The organism is Shewanella sp. MBTL60-007, from assembly GCF_019654915.1.
Lineage (GTDB): Bacteria > Pseudomonadota > Gammaproteobacteria > Enterobacterales > Shewanellaceae > Shewanella.
In genome coordinates this window covers 77,977-99,889 of sequence record NZ_BPET01000012.1, presented here as the reverse complement: position 1 = coordinate 99,889, position 21,913 = coordinate 77,977, and the positions used below count along the sequence as shown (strand labels likewise).

Here is a 21,913-nt window from a genome sequence, read left to right as displayed (position 1 = left end):
GGCCTTGGATTTAATGCTAAGTTATCGTATTTAACCATACTTTCGGATAGGTTTTTGAATTTCGGGTCTAATAGCTGTTTTATTTCACTTTCTGAAAGTTGATTAAGTTGGTTTGTTAACTCAAAAGTAATACTGCTTTCAAAGTAAATCATTAATTTCATTTCTGGTTCTGTGAGTTGTTCCTGTTTTTGCATATATTCGAAAATGTGTAGGGCAATAGTTAACGCTGGGTAGATTACTTCAGCTATATATTCTTTAGCATCAAATTTTAATGAGTTATGCGCGAAAGCAGGTTTGGATTAACTTATTGAACCTATGGCTATGGATAACCCTAAGAAATGTCTTCTGCTTAAACTCATAATTTTGTTGCCTATAAAATAATAATGACTAACTATAGTTGCATAGGATTGTGGGTGTAGGTTTATTTGCAAATATAATCCTGTCTACAGTTCTATGTCTATGTTGTACTCCCTGCTTATTGTATATAAATCAAATGTATGAATAAGTAGTCTTTCTGAGCCACTCTATTACGATTGCCCGCCGAATACTTACCAGCCTTGATAGTTTTCGAGTAGCCTCTTCAGAATGTCCTTCTGCGCATCATCGAGTTGCATGCACATGTCGCCAAATTGAGGGGAGCGGAAACCGCGAGCAAGCTCCTCTCGTTCATACTTGTTGGCAAGGTCAATCTTTGTAATTTCAAGTGATTCACTCTTATCAGCAAGGCTCTGAGACATCATTAGCTCAGTGGTGTCTCGCGTGTTGTAGCAACTTGCTAATGCATAGCTCAAAAGCTTGTCTGCAGAGCCTTTGCTGTCAAATATGAGCTTTCTTATATCAATGTCGATTTCATAAATGTCTTGAACTTGGCTAAGGTTTTTTCGGTGTGGGGAGAGGGTGTAGCCACGACCTAAATAAATCAGGCAGTCTTTGACCGCATGTAAAAACTTAACTTGTTTAGGGGAGTCTTCTCTAACAGGTAAAAGTCGCTCAACAAGCATGCCTGTTAGGTTTTTCTCTGTATTCTCGATACCAGGAATTGCTACTCTGGTATATTTAGCCTTTCCTGCTTTAACCCACCAAAAACCAGTGTAGCTATTGTCATTAGAGTAAAGGCCAAACTCAGTATGTTCAATCCCAAAAGTTGATTTTACAAGCTGAGGTAGTGCTTCGTTGAAGCTTTGCACGCTATGAATACCGTTACCCCAACAAATGCATTTCATGGCCTCTGCATGGCTTAGAGATTGTTCCTTTTCAAGCTCTTTTGCATTGTCTTTTGCTTGCTCAAGCGTTAAGCCTGTTGGAAAAATAAGTACATTCTCAACTAAAGAGAATTTAGTTAAGTGGTGTGTCGCTTCAAGTCTACCCTCAGCTTTGAGATAAGGGGGCTTTACTGCAGTGTTAATTTTGCTGTTCATAATAGGTTCCAGACACTTGCAACCGTTACTTGTAGTTGTTACTTACAAATCGATTTAGGCAAGCGTAAAAGTCTCTGCCGCATATATTGTGATGACGGCAGAAGAGTTAATAAGTAAAAGTGTTTGTTGTTTAGGCTCAATAGAGCCTCGGTCACTAACCGTCGTTACGTACGATTTGCCTTATCTACACCGATGCAAAATGCTATTGATGTCTGTCTATTAGCCTAATTTTTATCCGTGTTACTTAACCTAGAGAAAGTCTAAAAAGCCCAAGAAAGCGAGCCTAATGGCTCGCGAGTTGTTGCTATAGACTGTCCTCTAATTTTTGTGTCCAATGTTGTTCAGCTATGTCGAAGTAAATTTCTGGTGGCAATCCAAAAATTGCCTCAAATTCATCATCAAATAAGCCGCAGAAGCTTTGAATTTCCTCTTTGAGCAGTAGTAACACCATGTACATATCCAAATCTTCCAGATACTGACTATCAAGCTCTGGATGCTCTTCTTGTATCGATTTACTGATACTCATGCCTAAAATCCTCCCTGCAGAATCCCTATGTTGATAGATGTACCGACTAAAACTTAATTCGATATCATCGTCTTCTGTTACTTGGTGTCCTGCCAGTAACAAAACGGTGCTATGGTCGCGCCAGGGCGACTTAGATTGCCTTTGATACTCTCTGATAAAAGGTGACTTCTTATCGCTCATAGTGGCTCCTAATTGACTAAAGGCTTGTCCTCATCAGTAGTTAGGGTTACCACTTACGAATTATTGAAGTGTTGGCGAAAAAACGTGATTACCTGTTCTTGCTGCAGCGGTAATACGTGTTTTTTGCTCAAGTGTTTCCTTATGGCGAACTCTAAAAAGTTGAGCTCCGTTTCAAGCGTATATAGCCGTCTATCGACATACTTCAGCTCTTCTACAATGCAGCTTGATATCTCATCAAGTAAGTTCACCAAGGTAGTTAACTGGTATTGATAACTCGCCTTCATCGACGTTCTCCTGTTGTTTTTGATGTTCAACAACTAGGTAGGAAGTGAGAAGGCGATTTTTAGGTAAATGCTACATATGCACAGAGCTGCCATAAACTTTAGCCGGCATAATATGAGCTAGTGATTCAGAGTAGTCATACATATCGTTACTGTGATCATCTTGGATCACATGAGAATAACGCTCTGTTGTTTTTGAGCTTTTATGACCTAAAGCAATTTGAGTTTTGCGGATGTTTTTAGTTTGCTTGGTATGTCTAGTGGCAAATGTATGCCTAATGATTCTAAAGTCAAAATGGGCAAAGCTAAGACGCTTTCTAAAGCTAGCCTGTGTTTTCTTGTAGCTAGTAATATGGGAACCTTTGCTCTTTAGGCTTGGGAATAACCATTGAGTAGCAGTTGTTTGGTGACATGAGTGTTTTAACCACTCTTTTAAAATCCCTTCGATTTCAGGCGTGATCTCAATGTATTGGTCGTTTTTTATTTTTCCTACTGTTGCGCGAATTTTTAGCTTTTTATCGGCAAAGTTGATATCGCTCTTCATTATTTGTAGTGCGTAGCTTGGGCGTAGTCCTGTTTGGAAACACAGCAGCGTTAGTGGAGTGAAGTAATCGGAATAGGTTGAATCTGTCATTCTTCCTTTAAGTCTCTCTTTATCTCTCGCGGCTAACATAGTGCGGATCTCTGCTATTTCTTCCTCTGTATAGTATTTATCTTCGGTATTGTTAACTTGCACCTTTAAAGGTTTGCACAGTAGCTCTTCATCGAATACGAAAGGGTGGCGAGGATCTTCAGCGGCGGCACGTATTGCAGCTCTTAAAGTACTCATTGCGCCCTTTATTGTCGACTCGGCTAAATCATAAGGCGACATACCTGAGCTAAGCTGCTTACTTGTTAACTTGATTGTATGAGATCTCAGCCATTTTAATAGGTGACTTTTCGTTATTTGATTAATCGGGGTTGATAGTAAATTTGGGAAGTGATGCTCAATCAGCTGAGTTTTTGATGCCGCTGTTTTCGGGTTGTTTGAGTAAATTAAATTTTGGTACTCAGGTAAGTATTCTCCAAGCGTTGGCATGGGCTTACTGGTGTGAATATTTCGACCATTTTGATGAATTGCTTGCTGAGTGGAAATTGCATCTAGCTCTGATTTAACTTTTGACTGCAGTTTTTTACCAGCCGAAAGATCACAAATCTTTTTCTGGGCTGCGTGTTTTTGATTAGGCAACCTAGCACGGCTGTAGAAGGCGATTGCCGAGTTTAAAATAATCTTTAGCTCTTTGTTCTCACCGTTAAACCCATTTCGGTACAGGCGTACATTTAAGTTATCGATACCGAGAATATTAATTTCGACATAACTAATTTTTTTGTTGAACCAATCATTGAGCTTTGCACGAGTCTTCTCTGCTTTGGTTTCGCCAGACATCTTACCTAGCCCGTAGACAGTAAAGTTATTTAGAAATTGCTCAGAAATCTCGCTATCAAGAGCTTTATAAAGCTGCTTTATCATCGGAAGAAGCATATTAATGATTAAGTTATTTAACATGTATCGTCTCTCATTTTCACTGGGTTTAAGTGCTTGTTGAGTAGATGATGGCAGTAAATTTTTTTTTAAAAGAATTGTGGTTAAGCTGTAATTACGCTTTTTGATTAAAAAAATGGCTGAATTTAAAAGTATCGTTTATAAAACAGTGCCTTACATGTTTAAAATAATTTTTATTTATTTTAAATAGCTACTCTCGACGATAATGAGTACAGTTGTTTTTTACTTTTAATGTAAATGTATTCAATTACTTATGTTCGCTAGGTTGACCTGTTGTGTGACAGGAGATTAGAGCTTAACCCCCGATTTCTGACTTTTTATTTTTTTATTTAAAGTTCGGTTCTTCTAATAGAGGAGTTACCGAATGCGCCAAGAAATAACAAAGCTACTATTCACAGAAGTCGAAGCGGCTGAATACCTCAAGCTCTCTGTTAGCACCTTGCAGAAAAGTCGAACCAAAGGCGACACTCGGATTTTGAATGGTTTGGCACCGGCTTTTGTGAAGCATTTAGGTGGGGTTCGCTATAGTGTTGAGACCTTACGTCAATTTAAAGCTGAAAAGGGTGCTAAGGATTTCTACACAGATCTTGAGACTCCCTGTTTACTAAACCGAAGTGAAGCGCCTTCAATTTCTACTTCGCTTGATATTGAGCAGGAAGAAGATCAATTTGACTGGTCTGTGCTTGTTGGGTCATCAGCGACAGAAAGTGTGAGGATTTAAATTGGAGCTAGATGTGCACAAGATTTAACTCCACATTAGAGCTTAACCATAATTTTTTGGAATTTTTAATCTAGCTTAAAATTTAAGGGTGTCTAGAAAGGAGCCCTTAAAATGTTAGCTATTGCAAACCAAGTATTATTGACTGAAGTAGAAGCCGCTGAAGTGATTAGTTGCTCTTTGAGTGCCTTGCAGAAAAGTCGCTCAAAAAAGTCGACCAAGATAGATGATGGTCTGGCTCCTCGGTTCATTAAAGACAAAGGGGCTATTCGATACTTGCTAAGCGATCTTGAGGAGTTTGTGAGTAACTTAATGCAACAAGATATAGTAGAAAATGATAATGCTTGTGACGGGGTGGATATTGCCGCTGTGGTAGTTGATGTTGAAACTACTGTGACAAAACCAGCGGAAGATGATGTATTCGATTGGTCAACGTTGATCTAGCTAATACTCATTAGTTCATTATTTAAGAGCGTTCACCGGAAGGTGGGCGCTTTTTTTGTTTTTATCATCTGGTCATTGTTTGGCTGAGGAAAGTGTTCGGACTCAAAACTTGAATCGAAAACAAAAAGGATTAGTATTGAAAGTGCACCCCTTTTGCACTGGGTTGCATGGTTACGTGCGATATGTGTGCGATGGGTCCTAAGTTCAAAACTCGCAAAATAGCAGTTCTTGAATTTTAGGTACAAAAAAGCCCATTGAATCAATGGGCTTCTTCGTTTTAAATTGGTGGCCCCTCACGGACTTGAACCGTGGACCTAACGATTATGAGTCGTGTGCTCTAACCAACTGAGCTAAGGGGCCGACTTAAGATAGTCGTCACTATCGAAAGCGCAGAGAAGTATACGAGGTTTATTAGCGCTTGTCACCAGCGATTTGATAAGAAATACCGTTATCTATGTTCAACTGCTTATCTGTTAATCAATGCCGATGGGGTAGGTTTTGTTTGAGCAAAAAAAAACTGCCTGAAGGCAGCTTTTTTATTTGGTTTAAAGCGTTTTCAGACTATTTATTACTCGTCTAGGAACGACTTTAAGATCTCTGAGCGAGAAGGGTGACGCAACTTACGTAGCGCTTTAGCTTCAATCTGACGAATACGTTCACGTGTTACGTCAAACTGCTTACCTACCTCTTCTAGCGTGTGGTCAGTATTCATGTCGATACCGAAACGCATACGCAGTACTTTAGCTTCACGAGCGGTTAGACCTGCTAACACTTCGTGAGTGGCGTTCTTCAAGCTTTCGCCTGTCGCTGAGTCCAATGGTAGCTCGAGGGTGGTATCCTCGATGAAATCACCTAAGTGCGAATCTTCATCGTCACCGATAGGGGTTTCCATTGAGATTGGCTCTTTAGCAATCTTAAGTACCTTACGGATCTTATCTTCAGGCATTAACATGCGCTCTGCCAACTCTTCAGGAGAAGGTTCACGACCCATCTCTTGCAGCATTTGACGAGAGATACGGTTAAGCTTGTTGATTGTCTCAATCATATGTACTGGGATACGGATCGTTCTTGCTTGGTCAGCAATAGAGCGAGTGATCGCCTGACGGATCCACCAAGTTGCATAAGTCGAGAACTTATAACCACGACGGTATTCAAACTTATCTACCGCTTTCATCAGACCGATGTTACCTTCCTGAATAAGATCCAAGAATTGTAGACCACGGTTGGTGTACTTTTTCGCGATAGAAATTACTAGACGTAAGTTCGCTTCAACCATCTCTTTCTTTGCACGGCGAGCTTTTGCTTCACCGATAGACATACGACGGTTGATATCTTTAATAGCACCAATTGCGAGACCAGTTTCAGTCTCAATAGCGTCAAGCTTTGCACGACAACGTTGAACATCAAATTCAACCATCTGTAGACCTTCTACATAAGGCTTGCCTGATGCTAGCTCGTCGTTAAACCACTCGATGCTGCTTTCATTGCTGGTATAAACTTTGACGAAGTTTTTCTTCGGCATTTTGGCTTGTTCAACACAAAGCTTCATGATCAAACGTTCTTGAACACGGACTTTGTCCATCATAGAGCGCATGTTTTTAACTAAGCGGTCAAACTGCTTAGGCATCAAACGGAACTCTTTGAAGATCTCGCCAATTTCGAAAAGTGCTACAGTCGACTCTGGGTGACCACGACCTTTCTCCGCAATGATTCTTAATGCGTTTTCATGGGCAGTACGAAGTTGAGTGAAGCGCTCTTTGGCTTCTTCTGGATCTGGCCCCTTTGGACCATCTTCGCCTTCGCCTTCACCATCATCATCGTCATCATCGTCATCATCGTCGTCATCTTCGTCATCTAAGTCTTCATCAGATAACTCTGAACCAACGTGAGTCGCGGTTGGGGCAACATCTTCTGCATTTGGGTCAACAAATCCAGAAATAATATCAGATAGCCTTACTTCTTCGGCTTCGTAGCGATCGTATTGCTCAAGGATCATCGCAATCGCTTGCGGGTATTCTGCAACAGAGGCTTGAACCGTGTTGATCCCTTCTTCGATACGCTTAGCGATAACAATCTCGCCTTCACGTGTCAGTAGCTCTACCGTACCCATTTCACGCATGTACATACGTACTGGGTCAGTTGTACGACCTAATTCAGCTTCTACTGTCGCAAGCGCAGCAGCAGCTTCTTCTGCAGCATCGTCATCGGTGCTGTCTTCAGACATCATGATTTCATCAGCATCCGGAGCCTGTTCGTAGACTCGAATACCCATGTCATTGATCATCTGGATAATATCTTCAATCTGGTCAGAATCGACCATGTCTGCAGGTAAGTGATCGTTCACTTCTGCATAGGTTAAGTAACCTTGCTCTTTACCTTTGGCGAGCAACAATTTAAGTTGCGACTGCGGAGTATGATCCATAGATATCATCCAAGTTGGGAAACTGTTAAAACGACGGGCAAAAAACAGCCACGCAAGTCGTCAATTATAGCCTTCGGCGCTTCTCTGTGCTAGTCCAAGTGTTTACTTTTGAGGCTGAAATTTTAATTAAGCCTTGTTTTTAATCACTGAAATTAGCTTACTAAGCTGTAACCGCTCTTCTTTCGTAAGGTTCTTCTTCATACTCAGTTCTTGGTATCGTTGCTCAAGATACTGGTTGTTCAACCAAACGAGGGTTTCTTTTAACTTTTGAAGCAAGTTTTCATCCGCCACTTGATGATCCCATTGGGTCAGTTTCTTTAGGGTGCTGAATTGGTTATCGCCCCTGAACTGTTCAAGTAGTTGTGCGCTGCTTATCACTTGTCCGCGAGTTAAATCTAATACAAGGGTCAGCAAGTCAATGCCGGCCATCTGTATATGTTTTAGCGCTGGTTGTTCAGGTAGTTTTTCTCCTAAACGCGGATGCTGTACCAACAATGCGATGGCTAGTCGTAGTGGGGTACCGCGTCCTTTCAACGCTTTGTGCTGATTTGGCTTTTCAGCCGTCTTAGCCGAAAAGTTGAACTTTCGTTTAAGTTCATCAGCACCGTTCATTCTTAGCTTGTGTGCTAAATCTTCGAGTAACAGGCTCTGTAGTACAGTATCCTGCACTTTTTCTATTAGTTTAATGGCATTCTTTGCCAATACACTTTTGTCTTCGTTGCCGTAGGTTTTTGCTAGATTTTCAAACAAAAACTCCGGTAGTGCCATAGCTTGATCTATTCTGGCTTCGAATTGTTCTTTGCCTATTTGCCTTACCAGAGTATCGGGATCTTCCCCTTCAGGTAGGAACATAAATCGAACTTGGTTCCCCGGCTTTAATAACGGCAAAGCGGTTTCTAGTGCACGCCATGCAGCTTCTTTACCGGCATTGTCGCCGTCATAACAGCAGATAACTTCTTTTGCACTACGCAGCAATAACTGGAACTGATCCGCCGTTGTTGAGGTACCGAGAGAGGCGACCGCATAATCAACGTCAAACTGTGCCAGTGCCACCACGTCCATATAGCCTTCAACAATCAGGACTCTTTGTGGGTCTCGGTGACGCTGTTTTAATTCGTATAGACCGTAGAGCTCATTACCCTTATGAAATATGGGCGTTTCTGGAGAATTCAAGTACTTTGGTGTACCGTCTCCTAAAACTCGTCCGCCGAAGCCGATAACCCGTCCGCGTCTATCACGGATCGGGAACATCAATCTGTCACGGAATCGGTCGTAACGCTTACCGCTGTCATTTTCGATGACCATGCCTGCGGTTAATAGCTTGGCTTGTGAATCTTGATTTTGGCGGTAACGGCTTAGTAAGCCATCCCAGCCATCGGGGGCAAAACCGATATTGAAGTGCTCAACCACTTCTTTAGAAAGGCCTCGAAGTGCTAAATAATCAAGGACTTTTTGTTTGTCTGTGTGTTGCCTAAGTTGGCTTTGATAGAACAGGCTTGCCTCTTCCATCAATTGATATAAGTCTCGGCTAAGCTCTTGATCTCGTGGCTTGCCAGTGCCTTGTTCCCTTGGGACTTCCAGTCCGAGTTGTCCGGCGAGTTCTTCAATGGCATCAACAAAGTCGAGTCGGTCATATTCCATGACAAAGTCGATAACGTTGCCGTGCGCGCCGCAGCCAAAACAATGGTAAAACTGCTTGTCTCTGCTTACGGTGAAAGAGGGAGATTTTTCGCTATGAAAAGGACAACAGGCAGAGTGATTTTTACCCGCCTTCTTTAGGGGCACTTTGGGGTCGATTAGATCGACTATATCAGTGCGAGCTACTAGCTCATTAATAAAATCACGAGGTATCGCCATTAGTGTTGTTAAATGCCGCCTTTATTACGTGAAATCAAAAGTTACTCGAAATCAAACGTTTCGTGAAATCAAACGTTTCGTGAAATCAAACGTTTTGTGAAATCAAATTTGGGAACTTCGAAAACAAACAAGCCGCGCAGAAGCACGGCTCATTCATGCAATAAAACTAAAGTTACTTGAGTTTTGCACGGATCATAGCGCCAATTGCCGCCATGTCAGCTCTACCCATTACCTTAGGTTTTAATGCTCCCATTACTTTACCCATATCCGCCATGGTGGATGCGCCCATCTCAGAGATGCTTGCATCAACTAGCGCTGCAATTTCCTCTTCGGAAAGAGGCTTAGGCAGAAAGTCTTCAAGAACTTGAATCTCTTCTGCTTCTGCTAGCGCTAGTTCACTACGACCTGCTGCTTCATATTGAGCAATAGAGTCGCGGCGCTGTTTTACCATTTTGGTTAAGACCGCTATAGCTTGGTCGTCAGTCAGAGTTTCGCGGGTATCCACTTCAATCTGTTTAACGGCGGCTAGTGCCATACGAATAGTCCCCAAGCGCACTTTTTCTTTCGCGCGCATGGCTTCCTTCATCTGGTCTTTTAGCTGATCAACTAGGCTCATAATGAGATTAGTATAAACGTACGCGACGTGCGTTTTCGCGAGAAAGCTTCTTAGCTAGACGCTTAACTGCAGCGGCTTTAGCACGCTTACGTGCAGTAGTTGGCTTCTCGTAGAATTCACGAGCGCGAACGTCAGCTAGGATACCAGCTTTTTCACAAGAGCGCTTGAAACGACGTAGAGCTACGTCGAATGGTTCGTTTTCACGTACTTTAATAATTGGCATACGCCATCACCCCTTAGGTGTAGGTTGTGTGAGACAATTACTTGACTCAGATAATTTAAAAATGGTGCGAAATTCTATACCGACTCGCCCTCTCTTGTAAACCCCCTTAAGCGATCAAAATGAGGCATATTCGGCGATATTATCCGCAGACCGCAATAGGGCTATGGAGTAATTAAAGCACAGCAGGTAGAATTGGCGTTAATTATGTCAACTGAAGACGAGAAATAATGCGGGTTTTAGGTATAGAAACATCCTGTGATGAGACAGGTATTGCGGTTTATGATGATGAAAAGGGCTTGCTGTCGCACACGCTTTATAGTCAGGTTAAATTGCATGCTGATTATGGTGGGGTGGTGCCGGAGCTTGCGTCTCGTGACCATGTTCGCAAAATTGTACCTCTAATACGCCAAGCGTTAGCTGATGCAGGTATGACTATCGATGATCTCGATGGTATCGCGTACACAAAGGGGCCGGGCCTTATTGGTGCCTTATTAGTCGGCGCTTGTGTTGGTCGTGCATTGGCTTTTTCATGGGATAAGCCTGCAATTGGTGTGCACCACATGGAGGGTCACCTTTTAGCACCTATGCTTGAGGATGACGTACCTGAGTTTCCATTTCTTGCGTTGTTAGTTTCTGGTGGTCACTCGATGATCGTTGGCGTTGAAGGTATTGGGCGTTATACGGTTCTTGGTGAGTCGGTCGATGACGCCGCTGGTGAAGCATTCGATAAGACGGCGAAGCTGATGGGACTTGATTACCCTGGTGGCCCAAGACTTTCTAAGCTTGCCGCTAAAGGCATGCCTAATAGTTACCGTTTCCCACGCCCAATGACAGACAAACCAGGCCTTAATATGAGTTTCTCTGGTCTTAAAACCTTTGCGGCAAACACCATTGCTGCAGAGCCTGATGATGAGCAAACTCGCGCCAATATCGCTTGCGCCTTTGAAGAAGCGGTTGTCGATACCTTAGCAATTAAGTGCAAGCGTGCCTTGAAGCAAACTGGATATAAGAATCTAGTTATTGCAGGCGGCGTAAGTGCCAATACCCGTTTGCGTGCATCACTCGCCGATATGATGCAAACCTTAGGTGGCAAGGTATATTATCCACGCGGCGAGTTTTGTACCGATAACGGCGCAATGATCGCCTATGCGGGCTTGCAGCGTCTAAAGGCTGGACAAGTTGAAGACTTGGCGGTAAAAGGTCAGCCGAGATGGCCACTCGACACGCTAGAGCCAGTTGATTAAGGTTTAGTGTATATTAAAAACGGCGCTCGTTGAGCGCCGTTTTTGTATATAAAATTGGTCTGCTTAGAAACCGTGATTAGCGTTACTGACGCGAAACCAGCCTGCAATGCTGTAGCGATTGACTTCGGTGCGCAGCACTTCATGGGGGAAGCGTTCACTCAAAAATACAACCCATTTGCCAAAGTTAGGGGAAATGGTTTCAAGTTTATTATCGTTTTCGTCATAAACGATCAACTCACCGCCATGCTCCGGCTTCCAATCGTGGTTGAGAAACAGTACTGAGGTCAAAATGCGGTTTCTGGAACCTTGTAGTACATCAGAGTGCTTTTTATAGAAAGCCCCTGGCTCATAGATGGCGTAGTGGCTTTCAAAGTCAAATAGCCCCATGAAGAGTCGCTTGTTCATGCCTTCTCTAAGTTGTGTCATCAGTTCGAGATAGAGCTTGTCGGCTGTTCGCTGCTCGGATAACCAACGAATTTGGTCACTGCGAATGCTTTCAACGAGTTGCTGCTCACCACCACGGCCGATCGCGGCTGGGCGAAAGTCATCCCAAGTGGCATTTTTAGAACTGAGTAATAACTGTTCACACACCGAAGGCGGTAATGTGTCAGGCAGAACGATATAACCGGTTTCAACCAATGCATCGGCAATGGTATCCATCACGGCTTCACTTAATTGTGGAACCATAGCAAGGTACTCAAAAGAACAAAACACGATAGCTTTACTGGCAGGCTCTGAAGGTGGGGAGCACTGTATTCGAGGTAGTGTCAGAACAGGTTGCCTACGTGGAAAAACGGGCTACCCAATCAAAAATCGGCGCAATTATAAGTTGTGTTTACAAAAACGCAATTGGAGAGAGTGATAGGTGGTATTTGTTAAAACACTATTTAGGCGAGATGAAGAATTGCTGTGAATAGTGCTAGAGGTGGGCGAAGAGGTCACAAGTTAAAGGTAATAGCCTTAACTAAATTAGTAAGGCATTGATTTTAAGGTACGCTTCGGCTATGACTTCTTACGAGATACCTTAGACTCTTCGCCTTTAAGTAAGCGTTTTATATTATCTTTGTGGCGGATCACTATGAGTGTCGACAGCATAGCGACGGGAATAGTAAATCGGTCATCTAGCCACCAAGTATAAACGGGAGCAAGCATTGCGGTACAGATGGCGGCAAAGGAGGAGTAGCGGGTAAGTAAGAGGATGACAACCCAAGAACCCATAAGCCAAAGTGCTAAGTCATGACCGATGGGGGCCATGGCACCAAAAGCTGTTGCAACACCTTTACCACCTTTAAAGTGAAAAAATATTGGGAAAATATGCCCAAGGCAGGCGGCGATGGCGATGACACCCAGTGCAATCGGGTCGACACCGAGTCTAAATGCAAGATAAGCCGGTGCTGCACCTTTAAGCATATCGAAAAATAGAACCAATGCAGCAGAGCTTGCACCGCCGATGCGCAGTACATTGGTTGCCCCGGGATTGCCTGAACCTTGGCTGCGTGGGTCGGGAAGTCCGCGCATTTTACAGACCAAAACAGCACTCGATATTGAGCCTGCCAGATAGGCGGCTAATATCATCACTATGGTTAGTACTGTTACGGTCAAATTGGTTTCCTTATTCGTCTTAGGGTATCATCGCGCCACATAATGTCGGCGTGGCTATTTTTATCACGCACTTATGACCAAAACGGCTAATGAGCCAGTTAAATATTGTTTTGGTAATGCTGCGTTAGCAAGCTTGCCTAGTAGGCTATAGCTTTTTAATAATTCTTTATATAGCGAGACTTATCCTACTTTGGTTTGGTCTCGTTAGAAAGAGCATCAGGCTAATATTTCAGCTTTGTGGCGGATTATATCCTTTTTGTTCGTTTTAGCTTATCTGACCTCAGCGTCATAGATTAAAGTTTTGGAGATATCATGGATAAAGTACTGATTAGAGAGCTTAGAATTGAAACTGTTATCGGGATCTATGAGTGGGAAAAGCAGATCCATCAAAGCTTGCTAATTGATTTAGACATGGCTTGGAATAATCGCCCTGCAGCCGATAGCGATGACTACCAATATGCGCTCTGTTACGAAACCGTGTCGAATCGATTGACAGCACTTATCACCGAAAAGCCGATCGAATTGATTGAAACTGTCGCTGAAATGGTCGCGACTTGTGTGATGAGCGAGTTTAATGTGCCTTGGGTCAAGGTTAAGGTGATGAAGCCCGGCGCAGTACCAACAGCTGCCGCGGTGGGTGTTGAGATTGAAAGAGGTTATGCATAGATGGCAAAAATCTTTATTAGCTTGGGGAGTAATATAGAGCCAGAGCGCCATCTTAAGGCGGCTTTAACTGACCTTAATAACTACTTTAGCGCATTAGAATTATCATCTGTGTTTGAAAGTGAAGCGGTGGGCTTTGAGGGAAGTAACTTTCTCAACATGGTTGTTGCCGCACAAACCGAGTTATCGATAGCTGAAGTGGTGAGCACTTTCAAGCAGATTGAACAGGCCCATGGCCGAGTGAAAGGCGCGAAAAAATTTGCACCTAGAACCTTAGATTTAGATCTGTTGCTGTATGACGATATCGTTAGCGAGCAGCCGATTGAATTACCGAGAGCAGAAATCCTTTATAATGCCTTTGTGTTATGGCCATTGGCGGAGATCGCTCCCTCTTTAACTCACCCCGTTGTCAAACTGTCATATCAAACCCTTTGGGAGAGTTATGACAAGAGTCAACAATCACTATGGCCAGTTGAGTTTAGCTGGTCTGCGTAAACCTCTTTTTTAGTTAGGATAGTTATGGATACCTTTCAGGTGATTATATTGGCTCTTATTCAGGGCCTCACAGAGTTTTTGCCGATCTCAAGTTCTGCTCATCTTATTTTGCCTGCGCAGCTTCTTGGCTGGCAGGATCAAGGCCTATCGTTTGATGTTGCGGTTAACACGGGCTCTTTCTTAGCGGTCGTGATGTATTTTCGCCGCGAGCTATTGTCGATGTTTACAGCCTGGACCGGCAGTATCGTTAGCCGTAAGCAGACCCAGGAGAGCAAGCTTGCTTGGTGGATCATCTTAGCTACTATTCCTGCGGTCATTATTGGTTTTAGTGCTAAAGGTTTTATCGAGACTCACTTTCGTAGTATTGAAGTCATAGCGGTAACAACCATTGTATTTGGCCTACTGCTCTGGTGGGCAGACAAAATGCAGCGTGAAGGCTTTAATGAGTTTCAAGTGGGCTGGAAAAAGGCGCTCGTTATCGGTATCGCTCAGGCGATGGCGTTAATTCCCGGTACGTCTCGTTCAGGTGCGACCATTACTGCGGCACTGATGTTAGGTCTTAGTCGTGAGGCGGCAGCGCGATTCTCATTTTTGATGTCGGTTCCAGTGAGCCTAGGTGCGGCAATCTTAGTCACCAAAGATCTGCTATCTAGTGGCCAAGTCATCGATTATCAGGCATTAGGTCTAGGCGTGGTGGTGTCGTTTATTGCAGCTTATATCTGTATCCACTATTTCCTAAAGATCATCAGCAAGATGGGTATGACACCATTTGTTATTTATCGCCTAGCGTTAGGTGCGGTTTTATGTGGGGTTATCTTTTTATAACCGTAGGGCAAGCCAGCCTATAATTTAAACCATTGTTCTAAAAATGAGCGTGTCATGAATAGTATTTATCTTTGCCCTGTTTGCCAATCACCACTTATGGTGCATCAAGAGTCCAAGGGGCTGCATTGTGAAAACAAGCATCACTTCGACATTAATGAGCAGGGTTATTGGCTGTTTAGTCAGCCCAAGAAACCTAAGGCTGACTCTCGTGCAGTGATGCGCGCTAAGCGTTATGTGCTTGAGTCGGGGATTTATATTCCATTGGCGCAATCTATGGCGAAAGTGATTGCAGAGCTTCCTCAAATCGCTAATGCCGATGCTCTGTCTCAGCTCGACTTCGACTGTGGTGAAGGCTATTTCCTGCGGACACTCAAGGGAATTTTAGCTCAGTTAAAACCTGAGCTTACGCTGACGCAAACGGGGATCTGCGAGGCTGAGAATGCGATTTTTGCCGCAGCTAAGGCCGAGGTGGGACCAGCTTATATCGTCTCAACGTTGAAACATTTACCTTTTGCCGATGAAAGCTTCGATTTAGTGACGCTAATAGATAAGCCACTCAAAGGGAAAGAGTTGACTCGCGTATTGAAGCAAGAAGGCATTTTGCTGCAAGTTGCTGCGGGGCCGAGACACCTTTGGCAAATTCGTGAGTTTATCTACCCAGATTTATCGGAAAAGCCGGTGAGCGAGAATTTGCCAAAAGAGCTTGAACTGCTCCATAGTGAGCGTTTATCTCTGACGGCAAGTGTATCGGGTGAGCAGGCTATTGCGCTGCTAGAAATGACACCTTATGCATGGCGCGCCAATGATAGAATGAGACACCAAATTCAACATACCCAGTTCGATAGACTAGAAATTGACTTTGTCATTAACGTGATGACTAGAAAATAATCTGTGCTCAGGGTAACCTTTGCTTATTGAATTAAACGGAAACTGAAAATCGATGATGCGTACTTTGCTGTTGTTCATCTTGGCATGTTTGCCACTGACTTCGTTCGCCAATGTTTATTCAATTCCTCAAGATGGCAGTCGCCTAGTCGGGGAGTTGCAAGAACATGTTGTGCAGAAGGGCGACTATTTCCAAACAATCTCTAAGCAATACAATATTGGGATTTTGGAATTGATGCAGTCTAACCCTGGGGTTGATCCGTTCTTGCCGACACCAGGCACTAGTCTGCTGATCCCAACTCAGATGTTACTCCCGGATGTGCCACATAAAGGTGTGGTGATAAACCTTGCTGAGTTGCGCCTCTATTATTTCCCTAAAGGAGGTAAAGAGGTTCATGTATTCCCAGTTGGTATCGGCCGTGTCGGCCGTGAAACACCTGAGATGGTGACTAGGATTAAGTCTCGTATTCCAAACCCCAGTTGGACGCCACCAGCTAGCATTCGTAAAGAGCACTTAGAAGAGCGCGGTGAGGTATTGCCACGAGTGGTACCAGCAGGCCCCGATAATCCACTGGGTAAGTTTGCTATTCAGCTATCTTATGGTGACGGCAGTTACCTTATTCACGGTACCAATAAAGATTTTGGTATCGGCATGCGCGTAAGCGCGGGCTGTATTCGTTTAAACCCCGATGACATCGAGTGGCTGTTCGATCAAGTGAAGTATGGCGATCAGGTTACTATTATCAATGAAACCGTTAAGACCTCTACAGAGCCAGACGGTCGTGAGTTGATCGAGGTGCATTCACCTTTGTCGACCGCAAACGGCGGCAGTGATAACGTCCGACAGATGAATCGTGGTGTGGTTGAGTTTATCGGTAAAGAGCAGGTCGATTATGCCAAGGCTAACGATGCCTTGCTGACTCAAGCGGGTATTCCGGTCAATATTCAGAGCCTGTCAAACGGCTAACCAGTCGCTGACTGTTTAATAAAGGCGTCCATTAGGGCGCTTTTTTATTGTCTTAGTTTGATAAGGTTTAAAAGCTTGGGGGAAAAGTGAGTCTGAGAAACAGAATATAGTGGATAAATTAAAGGCTTGGTCAAGTGCAATACTCGAAACCAAGCCTTGGGAGTCAGCCGTTATAGAATAAGGCTTAATTCCTAAACAATATTACTTCTTGTAAGAAGAAGCGATGTTGTCGATGCGTGCGTTAGCACGTTCTGCTTCAGCAACGCCAGCTACTGCTGCTGCAGTTGCATCATCGATGTCTGCAGACATTTTAGCGTGATCTGATTTTAGAGAGCTAACTTCAGCTGAAAGCTGGTCAACTTTGTTACCTAGGTTTGCAACGCTTTCTTCAAGAGCAGTAGTGTTTGCACAGCCACCTAGTAGGGCAGTCATTGCTACACCAGCAATCATAAGTACTTTTTTATTCATCGGGAATTCCCTTTATATAGGTTGGTTTAAATAAGCACAGCTGCACATTACAACTGAACTGGTTAATTATGTCACAGCTAAAAATTATTGCTATGGATTTTAACGCTAAGCTCTGAATAACTTGGTGAAAATTTGAGTAATTGCAAGCTAAGTGTAAATTATCCAAAAATATTACACCTCTAATACTAGCCTAGAAATGCGACTTTTTTAGGTTTTTTATCTGGCATTATTAGCTTGTAACCCTTTAATCACCTGTACTGCAGCCGTTCTCGCTTTACCTAATTGCTCACGGATCTCGGCGCCTTTATATCCTTGTGCGATAATAGCCTGTACTTCAACAGCGGACGCTGCGGCAAAGCACTGCTTAAGGTAATCAGCCTGGGGATAAGGGGTTAACTCGAGTCCGGTGCGTCCTTTACTGTCGGCTTCACAGGCGATGAGTAGTTGTTCTAGTCGGTGAGGCTTACGCCAAAAATCTGCTTTATCAAACAGTTTGATCAGAGTATCAGCCCTAAGCTCGGTCACTTTGTGGATGTTTTGATGTTGATCGCTGACCAGTAGCGCTAAGTCACGATACTCATTGGGTACCCTAAAGCGCTCACATAAGGACTTAATTAAGGGTAAGCCTTTTTGCCCATGACCATGGTGTTTTGGTAAGTGCTCTTTAGGGCTTAATGCCTTACCTAGATCATGTACCAAAGCAGCGAAGCGTACCGAGTTATCATCGGTTAGCTTGGCAACTTGCTTAAGTACCATCATGGTATGAACTCCAGTATCGATTTCTGGATGCCACTTCTCAGGCTGAGGAACACCAAATAGTGCCTCAATTTCAGGAAATAACACTGCGAGCGCACCACAGTCCCTTAATACTTGAAAGAATACTTGTGGGTCATCTGTTGCAAGCGCCTTATCGAGTTCTAAATAGACACGTTCAGCGGTTAAAGCCTCAAGCTCGCCACTTTGGCTTATCTTAGCCATTAAAGTCATGGTTTCCGGTGCAATGCTAAAGCCTAGGTTGTGAAAACGAGCAGCAAAGCGGGCCACTCGCAGGACTCGTAAAGGGTCTTCAATAAATGCAGCGGAGACATGTCTGAGGGTGTGTTTTTCAAGATCTGCCACGCCGTTATAAGGGTCGCAAAGTTTACCCTCATCGTCTTGAGCTATAGCGTTGATAGTTAAATCTCGGCGCATTAGATCTTGCTCAAGGGTAACGGTTGGCGCCGCATCGACACTAAAGCCACCATAACCCGCCGCGGTTTTTCGTTCGGTACGTGCGAGCGCATACTCTTGGCTGGTTTTGGGGTGTAAAAATACCGGGAAATCCTTACCAACCTGATTATAACCAAGAGCGAGCATCTGCTCTGGTGTTGCACCTACGACCATATAGTCGTGATCTTTTACTGGAAGGTTGAGTAATTTATCGCGGACGGCGCCGCCAACAAGGTAAATTTTCACAAGATTTCTCACTTAATAACTTAACGGCGAGTGTAGCATGATTCCATTGTCTCCTAAGTGAATTGTTAGATGTTCTCATACTCAGGACTTGGGTACAGATAGTAATATATCGCGATCAATTTGATATTGGGCTTACTTTAGTAGAATAAGTTAAAGCAAGTTTTGACAAGCATTGCCCTTGGCTTTAACGTGAGTCTTAATTCTAGATTTATGCCGAGGTTTGGGCCGAAACGGAACCGTTTTGTCCATCCACGAAAATTGAAAGGCATCGACTGGCGCATCAAGGTAATATAAACACTCGTTGCGTGTGTATTTATAGTGCATAAGAGTTTCTGCTCTGTAGGCGTTAGTTCAACATGGTTTTAAAAGGATAAAAGCTCGCATGTATAAGGCTTTCTTTGGATTAAATGACAATCCGTTTTCTATCGCACCGAATCCTCATTATCTGTTTTTGAGTGATCGCCATAGAGAAGCTTTGGCACATCTTACTTATGGCTTGGGCGAAACTGGTGGCTTTGTATTGTTAACTGGTGAGGTGGGGACGGGGAAAACCACCGTTTCTCGCTGCCTGTTAAAACAACTCCCCGATAATACCGATACCGCATTTATCTTAAATCCGTCATTAACAGAGTCAGAATTGCTGGCGACCTTGTGTGATGAGTTAGGGATTTCTTATGGTGACGAGCCCAGCCTTAAGCAGCTGACAGACTTGATCAGTAAGTTCCTGCTTGAGAATCATAGTAAAGGCCGCAATACGGTATTGATTATCGATGAGGCACAGCATTTAAGAGCCGAAGTGCTCGAACAGTTAAGGCTACTAACTAATTTAGAAACCGATACTAAAAAGTTGCTGCAGGTCATCTTGATTGGTCAACCCGAATTGCAGCAACTACTTAAAAGGCAAGAGCTACGCCAGTTAGCCCAGCGCATCACTGCTCGTTATCATCTTCTGCCATTAACGGTTGAAGAGGTGGCGCTGTATGTGCAGCATCGTTTACAGGTCGCCGGCCGCCATGAGCCACTGTTTCATAAGAGTGCGATTAAGGCGTTACATAAATATAGCGGTGGTATTCCAAGATTGATTAACCTGTTGTGTGAGCGCGCTTTGATGGCCAGTTATGCGCAGTCAAAAGTACCTATCGATAATAAGATGGTGCGTTTAGCCTCTGCAGAGGTATTAGGGGAAGAGCCTGAGAAGAAGAGCCTGTTGCTGCCAGCCAGTATAGCGGCATCGCTGCTTGCTACCTTCGGTATCGCGTTTTATCTATTTAGCCCATCGGCTACCACGGCGGATACCGCTGCTGTCAAAGCACCTGCACCTGTCGTTGCCTCTGTGAACACGGTAAAACAAGATGCGAGCAGCAATGCTTTAAATAACAGTCAGCGTGTGCTCCATGGGGCTATCTCCCAGAGCCGTGATATCGACAGCGCCTACGCCAGTATTTTAGGCTTATGGGGCAAGGTGCCCTATATAGGATTGACAGCGTGTCAGTCGGCTAAACAGCAGGGGCTTGATTGTTTTCAGCAGCAGGGCAATTGGCACTCTTTAGTGCGCCTTAACTATCCTGCTGTTGTCTATCTGGTCGATGATAAGGATCAAGCCTTCTATGGCACTGTGGTGTCACGTCAGGGCGAGCAAATTTTGCTACAGCTTAATGAGCAGCAGCTTTGGGTGAGTCGAGATTGGTTTACCCGCCACTTTACCGGAACCTTTGAACTTCTCTGGCAGGCACCTCAAAATCAGCCAAAGGAGATTGGACAATCGGCTAATCAAGCTCAGCTCCAGTGGCTAGAAAACAGCCTAGCGCGTATTGATGACAGAGCGCCGAGACTGGTTGATTACTTTGACCCTGAACTGGAGCAGAACTTAAAGGCGTTTCAGCGTCAACATGGTTTGACCGCCGATGGTATTGCAGGCAGCCAAACACTTGTGCAGCTTAATCTGTATTTAAGTGATGCTGGGCCGCGACTCGGTCAAAGCAAGAGGTTGTATTAATGTCGATTTTACTCGATGCTGTGACGCGAGATAAACAGCAATCTCAAGGGATAACCCATGACGTGGTGTTGACTCCGAGGGCGCAATATAGGGCGAAGCAAGACAGTGGAAAAGGGCTTAAATATGCCGCGGGTGTTGTCTCGCTACTACTGTTGACCGTCTTAGCCGCCTGGCTTTTGAGTAAGGTCTTGTACCCGGAGTCGAAAGGGGGGAACGGACTTTGGGAAGCGACGAGTGTTAACTCTAGTGCTAATCCGACGCCTAATCAGCACGAGTTCGCGAAACAAGAAACAGCCCAACAAATGAGTCAGCAAGAAGCTGACTCAACACCAGAGTCGGTGCCCGAGATCCGTCTTGCAGGAAAGGTTGTACTGCCAATCGCTAAACCTATGGCGGTAACTCAACCGGTAATGGTTTCCACTTCACAGCCGTTGGTAAACAGTGCAGCGTCAGAGGAGTCTAATGATCTGATGGCCGCGGTGTTGAAGGCGCAACGAAATGTTGAGAATAACAGTGTTGAGAATAATCATGAGCCAGCTTCTAACCCCGCCTCAAATAAGAGCCGAGTGACAAGCGATAGTGAGCCAATTATTCTCGGTGCCAATAGCAACCAGCGTGGTGAGGATCTGCTTGAATCGCTCAAGGAACAGGTCGAAGATGCCGCTAACGATGTAGGCTTAAAAAGCTCGGAGCCAGCGGTAAACAATAATCTATTAGCGGCATTTGAGGCAGCTCTTAAGGATGTTGAGCGTGACAATGCGGTGGCGACCCCAGTGACAGAGCCAAAGCTTGATCCCATTCCTACTACACCAAAGTCGGATGATATCCCCAAATATGGTCAGCTGCCAGCGGGGCTACAATTACAAGTCCCCGAGTTTAATATCAATGCCCATGTCTATTCGAGTGCGCCAGATAATCGTTGGCTTAATGTCGATGGAGCCGAGCTGCAAGAGGGCGATAGCATTCAGGGTAAGCTGACAATCGTTGAGATACGGCCTCGAGACGTAGTGTTAGCAATTCAAGGGACAGAGTTTAAAGTACCAGCGATTTAATTGAGCATTAATTAAAATCTATGTCAGTCTAGA

22 protein-coding genes and 1 tRNA gene are annotated in these 21,913 nt (G+C 44.1%); 10 read left to right on the top strand and 13 right to left on the bottom strand.

Going from position 1 to position 21,913, the window contains the following annotated elements; genetic code table 11:
• Window positions 1-548 precede the first annotated feature (548 nt).
• The 4 genes from K5Q92_RS06260 to K5Q92_RS06245 all read right to left on the bottom strand — a co-directional run bounded on the left by K5Q92_RS06260 (window position 549) and on the right by K5Q92_RS06245 (window position 3,951).
• Window positions 549-1,418 (bottom strand): hypothetical protein, encoded by an 870-nt coding sequence (locus K5Q92_RS06260; protein WP_220768166.1) that lies wholly within the window; start codon window positions 1,416-1,418, stop codon window positions 549-551.
• Between the two features lie 304 nt (window positions 1,419-1,722).
• Window positions 1,723-2,124 carry a hypothetical protein gene (locus tag K5Q92_RS06255; RefSeq protein WP_220768165.1) on the bottom strand — a complete coding sequence of 134 codons (402 nt, stop codon included), beginning with the start codon at window positions 2,122-2,124 and terminating at the stop codon, window positions 1,723-1,725.
• A 53-nt stretch (window positions 2,125-2,177) separates the two neighbouring features.
• Window positions 2,178-2,408 (bottom strand): hypothetical protein, encoded by a 231-nt coding sequence (locus K5Q92_RS06250; RefSeq protein WP_220768164.1) that lies wholly within the window; start codon window positions 2,406-2,408, stop codon window positions 2,178-2,180.
• Window positions 2,409-2,478: 70 nt separating this feature from the next.
• A complete protein-coding gene (locus K5Q92_RS06245; RefSeq protein ID WP_220768163.1) occupies window positions 2,479-3,951 on the bottom strand; it encodes a site-specific integrase in 1,473 nt (490 codons plus the stop codon).
• A gap of 361 nt (window positions 3,952-4,312) precedes the next feature.
• On the opposite strand from K5Q92_RS06245, the gene K5Q92_RS06240 reads away from it, so the two are divergent.
• Window positions 4,313-4,669 carry a hypothetical protein gene (locus K5Q92_RS06240; RefSeq protein WP_220768162.1) on the top strand — a complete coding sequence of 119 codons (357 nt, stop codon included), beginning with the start codon at window positions 4,313-4,315 and terminating at the stop codon, window positions 4,667-4,669.
• Between the two features lie 111 nt (window positions 4,670-4,780).
• Window positions 4,781-5,110 carry a hypothetical protein gene (locus tag K5Q92_RS06235; protein ID WP_220768161.1) on the top strand — a complete coding sequence of 110 codons (330 nt, stop codon included), beginning with the start codon at window positions 4,781-4,783 and terminating at the stop codon, window positions 5,108-5,110.
• Between the two features lie 283 nt (window positions 5,111-5,393).
• On the opposite strand, the gene K5Q92_RS06230 is transcribed toward K5Q92_RS06235, so the two are convergent.
• The 5 genes from K5Q92_RS06230 to rpsU form a co-directional block, all read right to left on the bottom strand.
• Window positions 5,394-5,470: transfer RNA gene (locus K5Q92_RS06230), tRNA-Ile, on the bottom strand.
• 208 nt (window positions 5,471-5,678) lie between these two features.
• Entirely contained in the window at window positions 5,679-7,532 is a 1,854-nt protein-coding gene (gene rpoD / locus K5Q92_RS06225) for an RNA polymerase sigma factor RpoD (RefSeq protein WP_220768160.1), read from the bottom strand.
• Window positions 7,533-7,658: 126 nt separating this feature from the next.
• Window positions 7,659-9,389: a DNA primase gene (gene dnaG / locus K5Q92_RS06220; RefSeq protein ID WP_220768159.1), complete on the bottom strand. Its 1,731-nt coding sequence runs from the start codon at window positions 9,387-9,389 to the stop codon at window positions 7,659-7,661.
• A gap of 172 nt (window positions 9,390-9,561) precedes the next feature.
• Window positions 9,562-10,005 carry a GatB/YqeY domain-containing protein gene (locus tag K5Q92_RS06215; protein WP_220768158.1) on the bottom strand — a complete coding sequence of 148 codons (444 nt, stop codon included), beginning with the start codon at window positions 10,003-10,005 and terminating at the stop codon, window positions 9,562-9,564.
• A 7-nt stretch (window positions 10,006-10,012) separates the two neighbouring features.
• Window positions 10,013-10,228 (bottom strand): 30S ribosomal protein S21, encoded by a 216-nt coding sequence (gene rpsU, locus K5Q92_RS06210; protein ID WP_006080725.1) that lies wholly within the window; start codon window positions 10,226-10,228, stop codon window positions 10,013-10,015.
• Window positions 10,229-10,455: 227 nt separating this feature from the next.
• Between rpsU and tsaD the strand changes: the two genes are divergently transcribed.
• Window positions 10,456-11,472, top strand: coding sequence for a tRNA (adenosine(37)-N6)-threonylcarbamoyltransferase complex transferase subunit TsaD (gene tsaD / locus K5Q92_RS06205; RefSeq protein ID WP_220768157.1), 1,017 nt, complete (start codon window positions 10,456-10,458; stop codon window positions 11,470-11,472).
• A 63-nt stretch (window positions 11,473-11,535) separates the two neighbouring features.
• Here tsaD and K5Q92_RS06200 read toward each other — a convergent pair whose 3' ends face one another.
• Complete coding sequence (locus K5Q92_RS06200) at window positions 11,536-12,159, bottom strand: 2OG-Fe(II) oxygenase (RefSeq protein WP_220768156.1); 624 nt, start codon at window positions 12,157-12,159, stop codon at window positions 11,536-11,538.
• A 315-nt stretch (window positions 12,160-12,474) separates the two neighbouring features.
• Window positions 12,475-13,074 carry a glycerol-3-phosphate 1-O-acyltransferase PlsY gene (gene plsY / locus K5Q92_RS06195; protein ID WP_220768155.1) on the bottom strand — a complete coding sequence of 200 codons (600 nt, stop codon included), beginning with the start codon at window positions 13,072-13,074 and terminating at the stop codon, window positions 12,475-12,477.
• Between the two features lie 312 nt (window positions 13,075-13,386).
• Here plsY and folB point away from each other — a divergent pair, with 312 nt between their 5' ends.
• Genes folB through K5Q92_RS06170 form a run of 5 tightly spaced genes read left to right on the top strand, consistent with a single transcriptional unit; the run spans window position 13,387 to window position 16,909 of the window.
• Window positions 13,387-13,740, top strand: a complete 354-nt coding sequence (gene folB / locus K5Q92_RS06190; RefSeq protein ID WP_220768154.1) for a dihydroneopterin aldolase — start codon at window positions 13,387-13,389, stop codon at window positions 13,738-13,740.
• A complete protein-coding gene (gene folK / locus K5Q92_RS06185) occupies window positions 13,741-14,232 on the top strand; it encodes a 2-amino-4-hydroxy-6-hydroxymethyldihydropteridine diphosphokinase (protein WP_220768153.1) in 492 nt (163 codons plus the stop codon).
• Window positions 14,233-14,256: 24 nt separating this feature from the next.
• Window positions 14,257-15,057, top strand: coding sequence for an undecaprenyl-diphosphate phosphatase (locus K5Q92_RS06180; protein WP_220768152.1), 801 nt, complete (start codon window positions 14,257-14,259; stop codon window positions 15,055-15,057).
• Window positions 15,058-15,111: 54 nt separating this feature from the next.
• Entirely contained in the window at window positions 15,112-15,945 is an 834-nt protein-coding gene (locus K5Q92_RS06175) for a putative RNA methyltransferase (protein ID WP_220768151.1), read from the top strand.
• 52 nt (window positions 15,946-15,997) lie between these two features.
• Window positions 15,998-16,909, top strand: coding sequence for a L,D-transpeptidase family protein (locus K5Q92_RS06170; protein ID WP_220768150.1), 912 nt, complete (start codon window positions 15,998-16,000; stop codon window positions 16,907-16,909).
• A 201-nt stretch (window positions 16,910-17,110) separates the two neighbouring features.
• Here the strand turns inward: K5Q92_RS06170 and K5Q92_RS06165 are convergent, their stop codons facing one another.
• Together K5Q92_RS06165 and K5Q92_RS06160 are read right to left on the bottom strand one after the other, a co-directional pair.
• Window positions 17,111-17,377: an Lpp/OprI family alanine-zipper lipoprotein gene (locus K5Q92_RS06165; RefSeq protein ID WP_220768149.1), complete on the bottom strand. Its 267-nt coding sequence runs from the start codon at window positions 17,375-17,377 to the stop codon at window positions 17,111-17,113.
• Between the two features lie 216 nt (window positions 17,378-17,593).
• Window positions 17,594-18,832, bottom strand: coding sequence for a multifunctional CCA addition/repair protein (locus K5Q92_RS06160; protein ID WP_220768148.1), 1,239 nt, complete (start codon window positions 18,830-18,832; stop codon window positions 17,594-17,596).
• A gap of 382 nt (window positions 18,833-19,214) precedes the next feature.
• On the opposite strand from K5Q92_RS06160, the gene K5Q92_RS06155 reads away from it, so the two are divergent.
• On the top strand, window positions 19,215-20,828 hold the full coding sequence (locus K5Q92_RS06155) for an ExeA family protein (protein ID WP_220768147.1): 1,614 nt from the start codon (window positions 19,215-19,217) through the stop codon (window positions 20,826-20,828).
• Complete coding sequence (locus tag K5Q92_RS06150; protein WP_220768146.1) at window positions 20,828-21,880, top strand: general secretion pathway protein GspB; 1,053 nt, start codon at window positions 20,828-20,830, stop codon at window positions 21,878-21,880. Before K5Q92_RS06155 ends, K5Q92_RS06150 begins: the two co-directional genes overlap by 1 nt.
• Window positions 21,881-21,913 lie beyond the last annotated feature (33 nt).

Excerpts from the sequence above, each read along its gene's own strand:
- K5Q92_RS06260 (WP_220768166.1), bottom strand. The coding sequence starts at position 1,418 with ATGAACAGCAAAATTAACACTGCAGTAAAGCCCCCTTATCTCAAAGCT.
- K5Q92_RS06255 (WP_220768165.1), bottom strand. The coding sequence starts at position 2,124 with ATGAGCGATAAGAAGTCACCTTTTATCAGAGAGTATCAAAGGCAATCT.
- K5Q92_RS06250 (WP_220768164.1), bottom strand. The coding sequence starts at position 2,408 with ATGAAGGCGAGTTATCAATACCAGTTAACTACCTTGGTGAACTTACTT.
- K5Q92_RS06245 (WP_220768163.1), bottom strand. The coding sequence starts at position 3,951 with ATGTTAAATAACTTAATCATTAATATGCTTCTTCCGATGATAAAGCAG.
- K5Q92_RS06240 (WP_220768162.1), top strand. The coding sequence starts at position 4,313 with ATGCGCCAAGAAATAACAAAGCTACTATTCACAGAAGTCGAAGCGGCT.
- K5Q92_RS06235 (WP_220768161.1), top strand. The coding sequence starts at position 4,781 with ATGTTAGCTATTGCAAACCAAGTATTATTGACTGAAGTAGAAGCCGCT.
- rpoD (WP_220768160.1), bottom strand. The coding sequence starts at position 7,532 with ATGGATCATACTCCGCAGTCGCAACTTAAATTGTTGCTCGCCAAAGGT.
- dnaG (WP_220768159.1), bottom strand. The coding sequence starts at position 9,389 with ATGGCGATACCTCGTGATTTTATTAATGAGCTAGTAGCTCGCACTGAT.
- K5Q92_RS06215 (WP_220768158.1), bottom strand. The coding sequence starts at position 10,005 with ATGAGCCTAGTTGATCAGCTAAAAGACCAGATGAAGGAAGCCATGCGC.
- rpsU (WP_006080725.1), bottom strand. The coding sequence starts at position 10,228 with ATGCCAATTATTAAAGTACGTGAAAACGAACCATTCGACGTAGCTCTA.
- tsaD (WP_220768157.1), top strand. The coding sequence starts at position 10,456 with ATGCGGGTTTTAGGTATAGAAACATCCTGTGATGAGACAGGTATTGCG.
- K5Q92_RS06200 (WP_220768156.1), bottom strand. The coding sequence starts at position 12,159 with ATGGTTCCACAATTAAGTGAAGCCGTGATGGATACCATTGCCGATGCA.
- folB (WP_220768154.1), top strand. The coding sequence starts at position 13,387 with ATGGATAAAGTACTGATTAGAGAGCTTAGAATTGAAACTGTTATCGGG.
- folK (WP_220768153.1), top strand. The coding sequence starts at position 13,741 with ATGGCAAAAATCTTTATTAGCTTGGGGAGTAATATAGAGCCAGAGCGC.
- K5Q92_RS06180 (WP_220768152.1), top strand. The coding sequence starts at position 14,257 with ATGGATACCTTTCAGGTGATTATATTGGCTCTTATTCAGGGCCTCACA.
- K5Q92_RS06175 (WP_220768151.1), top strand. The coding sequence starts at position 15,112 with ATGAATAGTATTTATCTTTGCCCTGTTTGCCAATCACCACTTATGGTG.
- K5Q92_RS06170 (WP_220768150.1), top strand. The coding sequence starts at position 15,998 with ATGATGCGTACTTTGCTGTTGTTCATCTTGGCATGTTTGCCACTGACT.
- K5Q92_RS06165 (WP_220768149.1), bottom strand. The coding sequence starts at position 17,377 with ATGAATAAAAAAGTACTTATGATTGCTGGTGTAGCAATGACTGCCCTA.
- K5Q92_RS06155 (WP_220768147.1), top strand. The coding sequence starts at position 19,215 with ATGTATAAGGCTTTCTTTGGATTAAATGACAATCCGTTTTCTATCGCA.
- K5Q92_RS06150 (WP_220768146.1), top strand. The coding sequence starts at position 20,828 with ATGTCGATTTTACTCGATGCTGTGACGCGAGATAAACAGCAATCTCAA.